Source organism: Actinoplanes sp. ATCC 53533 (assembly GCF_003947245.1).
This window is the reverse complement of record NZ_QHHV01000015.1, coordinates 76,548-91,901: the sequence shown is the minus strand read 5'-3', so window position 1 is coordinate 91,901 and position 15,354 is coordinate 76,548. Positions and strand designations below refer to the sequence as shown.

Here is a 15,354-nt window from a genome sequence, read left to right as displayed (position 1 = left end):
GATTTGTGCCATGCATCCGCGCGCATTCGCCCTGCCCTTCCTGCTCACCGCCACCCTGGCCGGCTGCGCCGGTCCCGCCGGCCCGCCGTCCGGGTCCGCCGGGTCCCTGCCGCCGGGCTCCACGCCGTGGCTGGTCAGCGGCGCCCCCAGCCCGGCCCGGCCGTCGTCCGCGGCCACCACCGGCGGGCTCGCGGCACCCCTGACCGAGGGCACGGTGACCGGCACGTTCCTGCCGTTTCCGCAGAGCGCGCGGGCCATCACCTACGACCCCAAGGTGGTCCCGCCCGGCGCGACGGCCCAGGTCAGCATCGCCCGGACGGCCCACGGCACGACGGTACGGCTGACCGCCGCCGGCCTGGTGCCACGCCGGACGTACGGGGCGCACCTGCACACCCGGCCCTGCACCGCGACCCCGGCCGACGCCGGCCCGCACTACCAGCACAGCCCCGACCCGATGGCCGCCGCCTCGCCGCCCTCGATCGACCCGGCGTACGCGAACCCGCGCAACGAGGTCTGGCTGGACTTCACCGCCGACACCCGCGGCGCCGCCACCGTCACCGCGAGCCAGGACTGGGCGTTCGACGAGATCGAGCCGCCGCGGTCATTGATCGTGCACGCCGAGCACACCCGTACCGCCGGGGGCAAGGCCGGGACGGCCGGACCGCGCGTGGCGTGCCTCACCCTGGCCACCCGGTGATGCCGGGCTGCAGTTGATCTTGACGAGGCGGTAACGTCAGGGCGGGACGAGGGACGCCGCGCGGATGACGGGAGGGCCGGCAATGGCCGAGCAGAGCGAGGGCACGACACCGAAGACCGAGTCGCACGACCCGGATTTCCCGGAGGCGTTCCTGCAGTTCATGCGCGATGGCTGGCGCGATGACGCCCTCAGCGTGACCCCGCGGCCGGAGTCTCCCAATTACGCCAAGCGCCGCGCCGCGCTCTCCGAGGCGTTCGCCGGCGAGACGCTGATCATCCCCAGCGGCAGCGAGAAGGTCCGGGCCAACGACACCGACTACCCGTTCCGGCCGGGCAGCGACTTCGTCTACCTGACCGGCGACAGCGACCCCGGCAGCGTGCTGGTGATGCGCCCCAGCGGCTCCGGGCACGACGCGGTCCTCTACAGCCACCAGCGCTCCTCCAAGGAGACCGACGAGTTCTTCCGCAGCCGCGACGGCGAGCTGTGGGTCGGCCGCCGGCACACCCTGGCCGAAAAGTCGACGGAGCTCGGCCTCGAGACCGCGCCGTGGGCCGAGCTCGGCGGGGCCCTGGCCGACTCCGCGCCGGCCCGCACCCGGGTGCTGCGCGGCCACGACGCCAACGTGGACCGCGCGATCCTGGCCTACGAGCCCGACCCGCGGCAGCGCCGCGACCGCGCCCTGGCCGGGGTGATCTCGGAGCTCAAGCTGATCAAGGACGAGTGGGAGATCTCCCAGCTGCAGGAGGCCGTCGACGCCACCGTGCGCGGCTTCGAGGACGTCGCCCGCATCCTGCCCGCCGACCGCGGCGTCAAGGAGCGCCTGCTGGAGGGCGTCTTCGGCCTGCGCGCCCGGACGGACGGCAACGACGTCGGCTACGGCAGCATCGTCGGCGCCGGCGCGCACGCGACGATCCTGCACTGGGTGCGCAACACCGGGGTGACCAAGCCGGGCGAGCTGCTGCTGATGGACATGGGCGTCGAGGGCCGCACGTTCTACACCGCCGACGTGACCCGCACGCTGCCGGTCTCGGGCGCCTTCACCCCCCTGCAGCGCCAGGTCTACGACATCGTGCACGCCTCCCAGCAGGCCGGCATGGACGCGATCCGGCCGGGGGTGAAGTTCAAGGAGGTGCACCTGACCTGCATGCGGGTGCTCGCCGAGGGCCTGCACGACCTGGGCCTGCTGCCGGTGAGCGTGGAGGAGGCGATGACCGAGGAGTCCACGGTGTACCGCCGCTGGACCCTGCACGGCTTCGGCCACATGCTCGGCATCGACGTGCACGACTGCTCGGCGGCCCGCAAGGAAAACTACCGCGACGGCGAGCTCGGCGAGGGCTACGTGCTGACGGTGGAGCCGGGCCTGTACTTCCAGCCCGAGGACGAGCTGGTCCCCGACGAGTTGCGCGGCATCGGCATCCGCATCGAGGACGACGTCCTGGTCACCGCCGACGGCTACCGCAACCTGTCGGCGGGGCTGCCGCGCTCATCCGACGAGGTCGAGGCATGGCTGGCGGCGCAGCGCGAGGCCGGCCCACGCCTGCCCGAGTAGGTGACGGCGGCACGCTAGGCCCGGGGCCGCGCTAGGCCCGGGCCGCGGGCCCGGCGGCGCGCTAGGCCCGGGGCCCCGGCTAGGCCCGGGGTGCGTAGTCCGAGATCACGAAGCAGCTGGCGGCTTCCTCGCCGGCCGCCTCGCTTCCGTCGGAGACGTCGAAGGCGATCAGGACCGGGTGGCCGTCAGCCGGATCCGCCTTGACCGTCATCGCGCCGCCGTCGTCGGCGGCGGTCTGGGCCAGCTCCATCAGCCCGCCCAGCGACGGCACCTCGATCTCCTCCTCGCCGGAGGCCGTCTTGCCGTCGATCCGTTCGACGCCGGCGACCTGGCCGGCGGTGACGGTCACCCGGTATTTGCCCAGCGACGGCTGGCCCTCGCACTGCCGGTCGGCGACGAACGCGTAATCCGCGGGCTCGGTCCAGGCCGGCGCCGAGGCGGGCGCGACGAAACTGGGCGGCGGCGGGGCCGCGGCCGGCTCTCCGTCCGTGCAGCCGGCCAGGGCCGCAACGAGCGCGATGCCGCACAATGCCCGGGCGAACCGCACGGTGACCTCCGAACTCGGGAACGCCCGCCGCTCGGCGGGCCGCGCCCATGTTCCCAGACCGGCGCAACGCCATCGCACCCACGGCCCCGGCGCCGGGTCGAGCCCACCCACGCGTGCCCAGCCCGCGGTGACTGGCCACACACTCATCCGCGCCGGGATCCGGACGATGGGTTAGACGTGGACAAGGGCGGCGTTCGGGCGGCTGCGGCGCCGGCCGTCGATCGGCGCCGGCCGAGCCCAACCGCCGCGACGGACCCGGGCGACGTCGTGGTGAACGACGCCGCGCGGCTGCGGCGAGTGCGGGAAACCGGCCTGCTGGACGACCGCTGCCACCCGTCGCTGGACCGGCTGGTGGCCACCGCAGCGCGGCACACCGGCGCACCGGTGGCGCTGGTGGTGCTGGTCGACGCCGACCGCCAGGTCTTCGCCGGCCAGGTCGGCCTGGGCGAGCCGTGGGCCACCCTCCGCCAGACGCCGCTGTCGCATTCCTTCTGCCGATACGTGGTGACCGACGACGCCCCCATGGTCGTGCCGGACGCCCGGGCCGATGCCCGGCTGTGCGACAGCCCGACGATCGATGACCTGCCGGTCGCCGCCTACGCCGGTTATCCGCTGCACTCGTCCGACGGCGAGGTGCTGGGCGCGTTCTGTGTCATCGACACCGCGCCCCGGCAGTGGACGCCGCAGGAACTCGCGATCGTGCAGGCACTGGCCACCGCCGCCGAGACGGAGATCGCGCTGCGCACGGTCAACCGGGACCTGCTGCTGACCACCGAACGCATGCACCGGGTGCTGGACACCGCGAACGACGCGTACGTGTCGACGGACGCCGACGGCGTGGTCACCGCCTGGAACCTCGCCGCGGCCGGCCTGTTCGGCTACGCGCCGGCGGAGGCCGTCGGCCGACCGGTCGGCGAGCTGATCCTGCCGGCGCGGTTCCAGGCCGCGCACGATGCCGGGCTGAAACGGGTCCGGGACTCCGGCGTGTCGGCCCTGTCCGGGCAGCGCCTCGAGCTGGCGGCCGTGGACCGGTCCGGCCGCGAGTTCCCGATCGAGATGACCCTGCGGGTGGTGCCGGAGCAGGACACCCTGGTCTGCCACGCCTTCCTGCACGACATCAGCGCCCGGAAGGCGGCCGAACAGCGGTCGGCCGACGACCGGACGTTCCTGCACACCCTGCTGGACAGCCTCGACACCGGCGTCGTGGCCTGCGACGCCGACGGCCGGCTCGTGCTGCGCAACAGCGCGTTGCGCAGCCTGCACGGTCCCGGCGAGGACCCGCCGGCCTACTCGACCCGGCTTTACGGCCCGGACGGCGAGCGGCCGCTGGAGCCCGACGAGGTGCCGCTGGCCCGGGCGTACGCGGGTGAGCACGTCGACGGCCAGGAACTCACCGTCCGCGCGACCAACGGCCGTCGCCGCCGGTTCGTCGCGAACGCCCGCCCGATCATCACCGCCGACGGCCGTCAGCTCGGCGCGGTCGCCGCCCTGCACGACATCACCGATCAGCACCGGGCCGCGATCCTGCAGCGGACCCAGCACGCCGTGGCGGGCGTGCTGGCCGACGCCACCACCGCGGAGCAGGCGGCCACCGGCGCGGTCGCCGCGATCGCCACCGCGCTGGGCTGGACCTGCGGGGAGTTCTGGCGCACCGACGACGGCACGGGGACCATCAGCCGGGTCTGCTTCTGGGCCGATCCCGGCCATCCGCTCAGCACCGTGACCAACGACCAGCCGTTCGTGCTGCCCCGCGGCACCGGGCTGGCCGGGATCGTCTGGGAGACCGGCACCGAGCTGTGGATCCCCGAGATCGCCGACGATCCCCGCACGGTGCTGCGGCGGGAGCAGGCCCGCGCCGCCGGCCTGCACACCGCCATCGGGCTGCCGGTCCGCAGCGACGACCGCGTGCTGGGCGTCCTGCTGTTCGTGAGCACCGCGGTGGAGGAGGCCGACGCGGACCTCATGGCCATGCTCGACGGCGTCTGCGCCCACCTCGGCCGGTATCTCGAGCGCCGCCGGGCGGAGGAGCTCACCCTGACCCTGGCCGCCACCCGGCGGGCCTTCGACCGGGTCGTGGCCCAGGTCAACGACTATGTGTGGACCTTCGCCATCGAGGCCGACGGCAGCCGCACCGCCGTCTACGCCAGCCCCGACAGCACCGGTATCTTCGGCGGTCAGCTGCCCGCGGACGCCGACCTCCCCAGAGCCATGGGCGAGCAGGTGCACCCGGACGACCGGCCCGCCATGGACCAGCTGCGGCGCACTGTCCTCGCCGGCACGGCCGCCGACGCCGAGGTTCGCGTGCTGGGACTGGACGGCGTCACCCGCTGGGTCTGGATCCGCTCCGTGCCCCGCCCGGAGGACGGCCGGCTCTACGTCGACGGCATCGCCACCGACGTCACCGCCCGCCGGGAGCTGGCCGACCGGCGCGAACAGGTGCTGTACGACCAGCAGCAGCAGAACGGCCGGCTACGCGAGCTCGACCGGCTCAAGGACGAACTCGTCGCCCTGGTCAGCCACGAGCTGCGCAACCCGCTGGCGACCATCAGCGCCTACACCGAGATGCTGCTCGAGGACCCCGCCCTGACCGGCGATCACCGTCACCTCGCCACGGTGATCGACCGGCACAGCGCGCACATGCGGGGGCTGGTCGACGACCTGCTGGACACGGCCCGGATCGACGCCGGCCAGCTGCGCCTGGAACCGCGGCCGGTCTCGCTGATCCGGCTGGTGGTGGACAGCGTGGACGCCCGCCGCCCCGACGCCACCGCCAAGGGCATCACCGTCGCCGTCGACGTCGCCCGGAACCTGCCGGTGCACGCCGATCCGGTGCGGCTGCGCCAGGTGCTCGACAACCTGGTGTCCAACGCCGTCAAATACACCCCACGGAACGGCACCGTGACCGTCACCGGCCGCCACGACGACAAGACCACGACGCTGCGGGTCACCGACACCGGCATCGGCATCCCGGCCGGGCAGCGGACACACTTGTTCGACCGGTTCTTCCGCGCCTCGAACGCCGTCGCCGAGGGCATCAAGGGCACCGGCCTCGGCCTGGCCATCAGCAAGGCCATCGTCGACGCCCACCGCGGCACGATCACAGCGGAGCCGGCCGGCCCGGACGGCGGCACCACCTTCACCGTCACACTGCCAAGCGGCCCGCCCGCCGTGCAATAGCGAGCACCAGCCTGTGCCCGCAGATGGGAGCACCACCGGACGGTTCGGTTCGGCCAGCACGACCGTCAACCACGGCGATCTCATCACCAAGGCCGTCCGGCCATACACTCCGCTGACCGGACGATTCCCGCAGACCGACCCGATCGAATCGCCCCTCGCCGCCGCCGGGCGAGTTCGTGTAGGCGAGACCACCACACTCACGGCAAAGGACGGACCATGAGCGCTGCCCACGGGCCGGCACCGGAAGTGAGCGACCCGGTCGCGGATATTCTGCGAGCCGCGTATTACTACGCCCTCTTCGACGGGCATGCGGAAATCGACCCGGCACTGGTGCTGGTCGCCGCGGCCCGCAACGACAAGACCCTGGCCCGGCCCATGCTCGGTGCGGCGTTGGCCGAGGCGCTCCCGCGGCTCGCAGCGGACGTCCCGGCCGGCGCCGCGAGACAGGCCGGAGAAGCAGGACCGCTCCTCGCCGCGAACGTCTCGGCCGACGCCGCCGGACAGGCCGAGGAGGCGGAGCCTGCTGCGACGCGGGTGCCTGCGTTACGCGAAGCACGCTGGGTGGTGCTGCGGGGCAACGATGAGAAACTCCGTGCCCAAGGCGCCACGGGCGCGGGGCCGGCGCTTCCGCTCTGGGACAGGGAGGTCGCCGAAGCCTTGGAGCGGGCCGCTGACGAAGCGGCCTCGGCCGGTGCCCCGCAGCTCGGCGTAGCCGCCCTGCTGCTCGGCCTGCTGCGCTCCGAGCATCCCGCCGTGCATTCGCTGGCCGGGACCGCCGGCCTCGATATTGCCGCCACCACGTCCGCGCTTCGCGAACAGTGCCCCTGGGCGCCGGAAGAGCCCTACACCCCACTCACCGGTCTCCTCGCCCCGGCCGGCATCACCGACCAGCGAATCCCGCTGCTGATCCGTTGGGTTCCCGGCGTCATCCGGCGATTCACCACTCGGCACGAACGGTTGGGTCCGGTCCTGATCGTCCTGGAACTCGAAATCCTGCGACAGACCGTGATAACCGGTCATCGCAGCGTGCAGGAAGCGCATCTACTGCTGGCGATCATGAGCATGCGGGAACAACTCACCGCGATCGGCAGCGGCCTGGCGGCACGATACCGGCAGCGCAACCAGGGTGACCTCATCCTGAGCCGAAAGGGCTTCGACCTCCGCTCGGCCCAGCTTGCCGCCGAACGCCTCCCTCCCGACGATGACGTGCTCACCCCTGCCGATCTTCTGCGGCGACATGTGTCCACCGGCGGCAAGATCGGTGACCCGTCGTGGACCCGCCCCGCCGCGATGGCGATGGAACACGCCGGCGACCTCGCACGTCGTCATCACCACCGCGATATCGGCACCACGCACCTGCTGGCCGCGACCCTGAAGGATGCGGACTCGACCGCGTCACTGCTGCTCGGGTCGCTCGGCATCGATGCCGCTTCGCTGCGGGACGACCTCGATCAGCAGCTCGGAACGCCACCATGAGGCGGTTCGGCGGCTGGCCCGATGCGGGAACTCCGCCACCCGGCGGGGCAGGCAGCAGGACGCCGAGCATGAGGTCGGCCCGGACACCCCCTAACCCAGCTCGGCCACGAACACCGCGACGGAGCGGGCCGGGACGGTGAGCGTGCCCGCCGTCGCCGTGGCCGTGCGCAGCAGTGGATCGGCCGACGCCACCAGCTCCGGATGCGGGCTCAGCCTGACCTCCGCGAGCGCCCGGACGTGCTGGGTGGTCGCCTCCTCGGTCGCGTTGAAGACCACCACCACCGTGCCCCAGCGCTGGTCGAGGCCCGTGCCGTCCAGGCACATCACGATCACGCCCGGGCTCTCCCCCGGGCCGCCCAGCGGGAAGGACAGCCGGCGCTGGACCTCGTCCGCCGTCGGCAGGCCGAAGACCGGTGAGGAGCCGCGGATGCGCAGCAGCTCGGCATAGCGGGCCGCGGCCAGGTCGATGATCTCCGCGGACGGGACCAGCGCCGGGTCGGCGAGCAGTGGGCGGGCCCACGGCCACTTGTCCTCGTTGTCGGCGGCCGGCGGCAGGCCCACGCCGAAGCCGTTGCCGTCGGCGCTGTTCCAGCGGATCTGGTTGAACCAGTCGCCCGAGTCGTAGGAGTTGCGGTCCAGCGACTTCGACCGCAGCCGTTCCGTGCCCAGCGCGACGAAGCCGACGCCCTGCCCGAGCACGACCAGGGAGAGCGCGAGCACCTGCATCCGGGCGCGCTCGATCATCGGCAGCGACGGCGGCAGCTTGAAGGCCATCGCGTCGTAGAGGATCTCGTTGTCGTGCGCGTCCACGTAGCTGACGCACTCGCCCGGGGCGGCCGCGTATCCGCTTGGTGAGCCGTTGTAGTCGATCTGCGCGCCGCTGTGCTCGACGCCGGTGTGCGTCACGAACCGGTAGGTCGCCAGGCCACCCGACAGCCCCACCTTGATCCGGTCGTGCACGGGCAGCGGGGTGGCGGCGCCCAGCCCGGTCGCGAACCCCTGCTCCGACGGATCGTCACCGAACGAGCCGCCGCCGCGGACCGCGTCGCGCAGCCGGTCGTTGAACGTGCCGATCCCGGTGCCGGCCATGTTGACCTGTGTCGCCTGCACGAACCGGGCGTCGTACGCGATCTCGCCGAAATTCCAGCCCTCGCCGTACAGGTAGATGTCGGGGTCGAGGTGGTCCAGGGTGACCCGGGTCTCGAGGATGTTGGCGCGCGGGTGGTGCCCCATCAGGTCGAAGCGGAAGCCGTCGACGTGGTAATCGCGGGCCCAGGTGACGATCGAGTCGATGACCAGGCGGCCCATCATCATGTGCTCGGGCGCGGTGTTGGAGCAGCAGGTCGACTCGGCGACCGTGCCGTCGTCGAGCAGCCGGTGGTAGTAGCCGGGGACGACGCGGTCCAGCACGCTCCACGGCGCCAGCCCGTCGGCCATGGTGTGGTTGTAGACGACGTCCATCACGACCCGCAGGCCGGCCGCGTTGAGCGCCGCCACCATCGTCCGGAACTCCAGGATGCGGGCGCTGCCGGCGGGCTCGACGGCGAAGCTGCCCTCGGGCGTCGTGTAGTGCAGCGGGTCGTACCCCCAGTTGAAGCCGTCCTCGGCGGCGACGGCCGCCACCGCGCGCTGCTGCTCGGTGGAATCCGGCGGGAACGCGGCCAGGTCGCACTTGGGCACCGCCTGGTCGGCGCGGCGGTCCGGCACGGTGGCGTAGTCGAAGGCGGGCAGCAGGTGCACGTGGGTGAGGCCGGCGTCGGCGAGCATCCGCAGATGCCGCATCCCCGCCGAGTCGTCCTGGGCGAAGGCCAGGTAGGTGCCGCGCAGCGCCGGCGGCACGGTGGTGTCGGCGATGGAGAAATCCCGGACGTGCAGCTCGGCGATCTGCATCCGGGCCGGGGCGACGGCCGGCGGCTTGGCCCGGGTCGCCCAGCCCGGCGGCAGCAGGTCCGGCTCGGACAGGTCGACGAGCTGGCTGTGCGTCGAGTCCACCGACAGCGACAGCGAATAGGGATCCGTGACGCTGCTGGTCACCACGCGCTGCGCCGCCGGGTGCCAGACCTCGACCCGGAAGCGGTAGTAGCGGCCGAGCCACTTGCGCTTGCCCGTGATCGACCAGACCCCGGTCAGCTCGTCGCGGTCCATCGGCAGGACCTTCGGCTCGGCGTCGTCGGGGGTGCGGGAAAGCTCCAGCGCGACCGTGCGCGCGGTGGGCGCCCACACCGCGATGGTCGGGCGCTCGTCGGTCAGCACCACGCCGAGCTCGGCGTCGGCGGCCTCCGCATAGAGGTCGTCGAGGACGCCCGGCAGCTGGGCCGCCGTCAGCACCGTGAGCCGGCCGGCCGGGTCGCGGCCGGCCACCAGCAGCTGCCCGCGCAGCAGGTGGCTCAGCGCGGCGTCGCCCAGCTCCGGGACCGCGAAGGCGCGATAGGCCCGCAGGTGCGGGAAGTGCCGGCTCTGCGCCTGGAACAGCCCGCCCGGGCGCGGGGTCAGCGGCAGCTGGGTGTGCTCGCCGGACAGCTCGTCGCCGTCGCGGCGCAGGCCGCCCGTGACCTGGCTGTCGGCCTCGTCGTGGGCCCCCGCCCCCGGGGCGGCCACCAGCGTGAAGCTCGTGGCCAGGTCGGCGAGGTGCGGCGGCAGGGCCAGCGTGGTGCGGTCGAGGAAGACGGCGAGCGCGCGGGCCGGGTCGAGCTCGGGCCCCAGCGAGCGGACGTCGGGCCGGACCGGCGCGGCGGTGCCGGCCAGCAGCCACACCTCGCGGCTGGTGGTCAGGTCGAGGCGCTGGTCGTCCGGCAGGTCCTTGACGTCGCCGCGGTGCAGCACGAAGCGCAGGCCGGCCGCCTCCGGGCGGACCGGCACCCGGAACACGGCGCCGAAGGCGTCGAAGGCCGCGGGGGTGTGCGGCGCGTGCCACAGCGGCTTGCTCGGCGTGCCCTCCCAGGCGTGCACGCCCCAGCCGGTGTAGTCGCCGTCGGGCCGGCGGTAGTGGATGACCGCGAAGCCGTCCTCGGTCACCGGATCGGTGGGGTGGCCGGCCGCGGCCGCGCTGGGATAGATCGACGGGTCGCCGGGGCGCAGCCAGATCTGCGGGGTGACGGCCGGGTCGACATGCCGGTCGTCGGTCACGTCCTTGGCGCCGGCGGCGTCGACCACCAGGAAACCGACCTCGCGGGCCGTGTCGGCCAGCCTGACCCAGGCGAAGCGGCCGTAGTCGTCCTCGCCGGCGAAGGGGTGGCCGCCCGGGAACCCGGTGATCGCCTCGGGGGCGATGTCGCCCCAGGCGTGCAGCGACCAGTCGCCGTAGCCCTCGTCGTCGCGCCGATAGTGCACGACCAGCCACTGCGGCCTGCTGAGCCCGGTCGACGCGTCAGGCGGGGCGATCTCGATCGTCGTCACCTGCACATGATGGCACCGGGGTACGTCAGTTTCCGTGGGTCGCGATGACCGTGGTGATCCGCGGGCCGCTCGCGTCGGTCCGGATCAGGTAGCGATAGCACTCGCCGGGGACCGCATTGCCGAGACTGTCCAGGTATTCCCACTCGACGGCGACCATCGCCAGCGCCGTGCTGAGCCGCTGCACGTCGCGCAGCTGGGCGTGCGCGGCGACGATGTGCTGCTCCCGGTACGCGGGCGCGGCGCCGAGAAACGACAACGCCACCGCCGCCGGGGAGGCGAAGGTGAAGCTGTACGTGTCCGAGACCACCATGCCCGGCAGTGCGTAGCACCCCGCGACCCCGGCGACGTCGCCACTGGTCAGGGCGGTGCCGTAGCGGTCGAAGAAGTCTGTGAGGTGAGCCAGATCCGTGGGTGCCTGCACGGAACACCTGGTTCCCGATGATCTTGTTGGCCAAACCACCGACCCGGGTTGCACCGGATAACAAGACGGACGTACGGTTTACGGAAGACGTGAACCCTGAGTTAGGACAACCTAACCGGCGGGCGGCCGTCACCGGTGCGACAGACTGATGAGGACTACTCACGGTCGCTGGGTGTGAAGGAGATGACGTGGCCAGCCTCGACACCTTTGGTGCGAAGAGCGAGCTACGCGTCGCAGACGCGAGCTACGAGATTTTCACGATCGACAAGGTCGACGGGCATGACCGCCTGCCGTACTCCCTGAAGATCCTGCTGGAGAACCTGCTCCGCACGGAGGACGGCGCGAACATCACCGCCGACCACATCCGGGCACTCGGCGGCTGGGATCCCACCGCCGACCCGAGCGTGGAGATCCAGTTCACCCCGGCGCGGGTGCTCATGCAGGACTTCACCGGCGTTCCCTGCGTCGTCGACCTCGCCACCATGCGCGAGGCCGTCAAGGAGCTGGGCGGCGACCCGACGAAGGTCAACCCCCTCGCCCCCGCCGAGCTGGTCATCGACCACTCGGTCATCGCCGACCTGTTCGGTCGCGAGGACGCCTTCGCCCGCAACGTGGAGCTGGAATACCAGCGCAACCGCGAGCGCTACCAGTTCCTGCGCTGGGGCCAGACCGCGTTCAACGAGTTCAAGGTCGTCCCGCCCGGCACCGGCATCGTGCACCAGGTCAACATCGAATACCTGGCCCGCACGATCATGGAACGCGGCGGCCAGGCCTACCCGGACACCGTCGTCGGCACCGACTCGCACACCACCATGGTCAACGGCCTGGGCGTGCTGGGCTGGGGCGTCGGCGGCATCGAGGCCGAGGCCGCGATGCTGGGCCAGCCGGTCAGCATGCTGATCCCGCGGGTCGTCGGCTTCAAGCTGCACGGCGAGATGCCGGCCGGCACCACCGCCACCGACCTGGTGCTGACCATCACCGAGATGCTCCGCGAGCACGGCGTGGTCAGCAAGTTCGTCGAGTTCTACGGCCCCGGCGTCGGCGCCGTGCCGCTGGCCAACCGGGCCACGATCGGCAACATGTCGCCCGAGTACGGCTCGACCGTGGCGATCTTCCCGATCGACGACGAGACGATCAAATACCTCAAGCTCACCGGCCGCGCCGAGCAGCAGGTCGCGCTGGTCGAGGCGTACGCCAAGCGCCAGGGCCTGTGGCACGACCCGGCAGCGGAGCCGAACTATTCCGAGCGCCTCGAGCTCGACCTGTCGACGATCGTGCCGTCGCTGGCCGGCCCGAAGCGCCCGCAGGACCGCGTCCCGCTGGACCGCGCCAAGCCGATGTTCCGCGAGGTGCTCGGCAACTACGTCGACGTCGAGGGCCCGGCCGACGAGGCCAGCGCCGAGTCCTTCCCGGCCAGCGACCCGCCGGCCAACCACACCGACTCCGACGTCGACAAGCCGCATCACCACCTGGTCAGCGCGGCGAACGGCGCCGAGGGCCGGCCCTCCAACCCGACCCGGGTGGTCGGCGAGGACGGCACCGAGTTCGAGCTGGACCACGGCGCGGTCGTGATCGCCGCCATCACCAGCTGCACCAACACGTCCAACCCGCAGGTCATGATCGGCGCGGCGCTGCTCGCCCGCAACGCCGTCGACCGGGGCCTGAACCGCAAGCCGTGGGTCAAGACCACGCTGGCGCCGGGTTCCAAGGTGGTCATGGACTACTACGACCGGGCCGGCCTCACGCCGTACCTGGACAAGCTCGGCTTCAACCTGGTCGGCTACGGCTGCACCACCTGCATCGGCAACTCCGGCCCGCTGCCCGAGGCCATCTCGGCCGCGGTCAACGAGGCCGACCTCACCGCGGTCAGCGTGCTCTCCGGCAACCGCAACTTCGAGGGCCGGATCAACCCGGACGTCAAGATGAACTACCTGGCCTCGCCGCCGCTGGTCGTCGCGTACGCGCTGGCCGGCACGATGGACCTGGACATCACCACCGAGCCGCTGGGCACCGGCTCGGACGGCAAGCCGGTCTTCCTCGCCGACATCTGGCCCAGCGCCAAGGAGATCGACGAGGTCATCGCCTCGGCGATCGGCGCGACCGGGTTCAGCACGGCCTACCAGGACGTGTTCGCCGGTGACGAGCAGTGGCAGTCGCTGCCCACGCCGGAGGGCAAGACCTTCGAGTGGGCCGAGGACTCGACCTACGTGCGCAAGCCCCCGTACTTCGAGGGCATGCAGGCGCAGCCCTCGCCGGTCACCAACATCGCCGGCGCGCGGGTGCTGGCCAAGCTCGGCGACTCGGTGACCACCGACCACATCTCGCCGGCCAGCTCGATCAAGGCCGACTCGCCCGCGGGCAAATATCTGGCCGAGCACGGCGTGCCCCGGCACGAGTTCAACTCGTACGGCTCGCGGCGCGGCAACCACGAGGTGATGATCCGCGGCACGTTCGCGAACATCCGGCTGCGCAACCAGCTCGTCCCGGGGGTGGAGGGCGGCTTCACCGTCAACCACCTGACCGGCGAGCAGAGCAGCATCTACGACGCCTCAACCGCCTACAAGGAGGCCGGCGTCCCGCTGGTCATCCTGGCCGGCAAGGAGTACGGCTCCGGCTCGTCGCGCGACTGGGCGGCCAAGGGCACGATGCTGCTGGGCGTCCGCGCGGTCATCGCCGAGTCGTACGAGCGCATCCACCGCTCCAACCTGATCGGCATGGGCGTGCTCCCGCTGCAGTTCCCGCCGAAGACCAACGCGGAGTCGCTCGGCCTGACCGGCACCGAGACGTTCACGATCACCGGCGTCGAGGCGCTCAACGACGGCGGCATCCCGTCGACGGTGAAGGTCCTGACGGACACCGGCGTGGAGTTCGACGCCGACGTCCGGATCGACACCCCCGGCGAGGCCGACTACTACCGCCACGGCGGCATCCTGCAGTACGTGCTCCGCAAGATGCTGACCAGCTGACCGTTTCGTACCGAGAACACCTCGTCGTCCACCGGGCGGCGAGGTGTTCTTTTCGATGAAGAACGCGTTTCGAAACATGAGTGCCGCACGCTGGGGTCATGGAGATCCTGCTGCTGGCCACCCGACCCGCCACCGGGCAGGAGGATCGGGCGCTGCCGGCGCTCGACCTGCTGCGGCACGCCCTGCGGGTGGGCACCTATGACGTCCGGGCCCTGGTCGCGGGCACCGACCCCGACGTGGTGCTGGTCGACGCGCGCCGCGACCTGCTCGAAGCCCGCGACCTGTGCCGGATGCTGCGCACCACCGGGCTGCGGGTGCCGCTGCTGGCCGTGGTCGAGGAGGCCGGGCTGGTCGCCATGTCCGCCGACTGGGGCCTCGACGACGTGCTGCTCACCACCGCCGGACCGGCCGAGGTCGAGGCCCGGCTGCGGCTCACCGTGGCCCGGATCACCAACAGCGGCACGGGCGGCACCGCCGATCAGGTCACCGCGGGCGAGCTGGCCATCGACCCGCACACCTACTCGGCGCGGCTCAAGGGCCGCACGCTCGACCTGACCTACAAGGAGTTCGAGCTGCTCAAGTTCCTCGCCCAGCACCCGGGCCGGGTGTTCAGCCGCGACCAGCTGCTGCGTGAGGTGTGGGGCTTCGACTACTTCGGCGGGCACCGCACGGTCGACGTGCACATCCGCCGGCTGCGGGCCAAGCTCGGCAGCGAGTACGAGTCGATGATCGGCACCGTCCGGCAGGTCGGCTACAAGCTCGTGCTGCCCCCGCAGGCCAAGCCCCAGGCGCTGGCCGGCGAGTGGGAAATCCTGTCAGCGGTGGCCACCGAGGTCTGACGGGGGTATGCGAGGCTCTTGGTCATGGATGACAACACTGTGCTGAGCCGGATCAACGGCCTGGTCGACGAGGAGCACAAGCTCCGCCAGCAGCTGGGCCGCGGCGAGATCAGCAACGACGAGGAGCACGCCCGGCTCAAGGAGCTCGAGGAAGCCCTGGACCAGTGCTGGGACCTGCTGCGCCGGCGGCGCGCGGCCCGGGAGTTCGGCAACAACCCGGACGCGGAGCAGGCCCACAGCACCGGTGAGGTCGAGGGCTACCTCCAGTGATGCGACCCCGGCCGGG

Annotated in this window: 10 protein-coding genes; 7 read left to right on the top strand and 3 right to left on the bottom strand. The window is 72.1% G+C overall.

Features of this window, described 5'->3' with window-relative positions:
• Positions 1-10: 10 nt before the first annotated feature.
• Together DMB66_RS05980 and DMB66_RS05975 are read left to right on the top strand one after the other, a co-directional pair.
• Complete coding sequence (locus tag DMB66_RS05980; protein ID WP_125802995.1) at positions 11-697, top strand: superoxide dismutase family protein; 687 nt, start codon at positions 11-13, stop codon at positions 695-697.
• Positions 698-779: 82 nt separating this feature from the next.
• Positions 780-2,246, top strand: a complete 1,467-nt coding sequence (locus DMB66_RS05975; protein ID WP_125802994.1) for an aminopeptidase P family protein — start codon at positions 780-782, stop codon at positions 2,244-2,246.
• 79 nt (positions 2,247-2,325) lie between these two features.
• Here DMB66_RS05975 and DMB66_RS62440 read toward each other — a convergent pair whose 3' ends face one another.
• Positions 2,326-2,940: a hypothetical protein gene (locus DMB66_RS62440; RefSeq protein ID WP_199752040.1), complete on the bottom strand. Its 615-nt coding sequence runs from the start codon at positions 2,938-2,940 to the stop codon at positions 2,326-2,328.
• Positions 2,941-2,970: 30 nt separating this feature from the next.
• Here DMB66_RS62440 and DMB66_RS05965 point away from each other — a divergent pair, with 30 nt between their 5' ends.
• Together DMB66_RS05965 and DMB66_RS05960 are read left to right on the top strand one after the other, a co-directional pair.
• Positions 2,971-5,970 carry an ATP-binding protein gene (locus tag DMB66_RS05965; protein ID WP_125802993.1) on the top strand — a complete coding sequence of 1,000 codons (3,000 nt, stop codon included), beginning with the start codon at positions 2,971-2,973 and terminating at the stop codon, positions 5,968-5,970.
• Positions 5,971-6,216: 246 nt separating this feature from the next.
• Entirely contained in the window at positions 6,217-7,446 is a 1,230-nt protein-coding gene (locus tag DMB66_RS05960; RefSeq protein WP_158647149.1) for a Clp protease N-terminal domain-containing protein, read from the top strand.
• Between the two features lie 90 nt (positions 7,447-7,536).
• On the opposite strand, the gene pulA is transcribed toward DMB66_RS05960, so the two are convergent.
• Together pulA and DMB66_RS05950 are read right to left on the bottom strand one after the other, a co-directional pair.
• Positions 7,537-10,842: a pullulanase-type alpha-1,6-glucosidase gene (gene pulA / locus DMB66_RS05955; protein WP_125802991.1), complete on the bottom strand. Its 3,306-nt coding sequence runs from the start codon at positions 10,840-10,842 to the stop codon at positions 7,537-7,539.
• Positions 10,843-10,867: 25 nt separating this feature from the next.
• Positions 10,868-11,263, bottom strand: coding sequence for a hypothetical protein (locus DMB66_RS05950; RefSeq protein ID WP_125802990.1), 396 nt, complete (start codon positions 11,261-11,263; stop codon positions 10,868-10,870).
• 188 nt (positions 11,264-11,451) lie between these two features.
• Here DMB66_RS05950 and acnA point away from each other — a divergent pair, with 188 nt between their 5' ends.
• From acnA to DMB66_RS05935, 3 genes are all read left to right on the top strand, one after another.
• Positions 11,452-14,229, top strand: a complete 2,778-nt coding sequence (acnA, locus tag DMB66_RS05945) for an aconitate hydratase AcnA (RefSeq protein ID WP_125802989.1) — start codon at positions 11,452-11,454, stop codon at positions 14,227-14,229.
• A 98-nt stretch (positions 14,230-14,327) separates the two neighbouring features.
• Positions 14,328-15,068 carry a response regulator transcription factor gene (locus DMB66_RS05940; protein ID WP_125802988.1) on the top strand — a complete coding sequence of 247 codons (741 nt, stop codon included), beginning with the start codon at positions 14,328-14,330 and terminating at the stop codon, positions 15,066-15,068.
• Between the two features lie 24 nt (positions 15,069-15,092).
• Entirely contained in the window at positions 15,093-15,338 is a 246-nt protein-coding gene (locus DMB66_RS05935) for a DUF2630 family protein (RefSeq protein ID WP_125802987.1), read from the top strand.
• Positions 15,339-15,354 lie beyond the last annotated feature (16 nt).

Excerpts from the sequence above, each read along its gene's own strand:
- DMB66_RS05975 (WP_125802994.1), top strand. The coding sequence starts at position 780 with ATGGCCGAGCAGAGCGAGGGCACGACACCGAAGACCGAGTCGCACGAC.
- DMB66_RS05940 (WP_125802988.1), top strand. The coding sequence starts at position 14,328 with ATGGAGATCCTGCTGCTGGCCACCCGACCCGCCACCGGGCAGGAGGAT.
- DMB66_RS05935 (WP_125802987.1), top strand. The coding sequence starts at position 15,093 with ATGGATGACAACACTGTGCTGAGCCGGATCAACGGCCTGGTCGACGAG.
- DMB66_RS05980 (WP_125802995.1), top strand. The coding sequence starts at position 11 with ATGCATCCGCGCGCATTCGCCCTGCCCTTCCTGCTCACCGCCACCCTG.
- DMB66_RS62440 (WP_199752040.1), bottom strand. The coding sequence starts at position 2,940 with ATGAGTGTGTGGCCAGTCACCGCGGGCTGGGCACGCGTGGGTGGGCTC.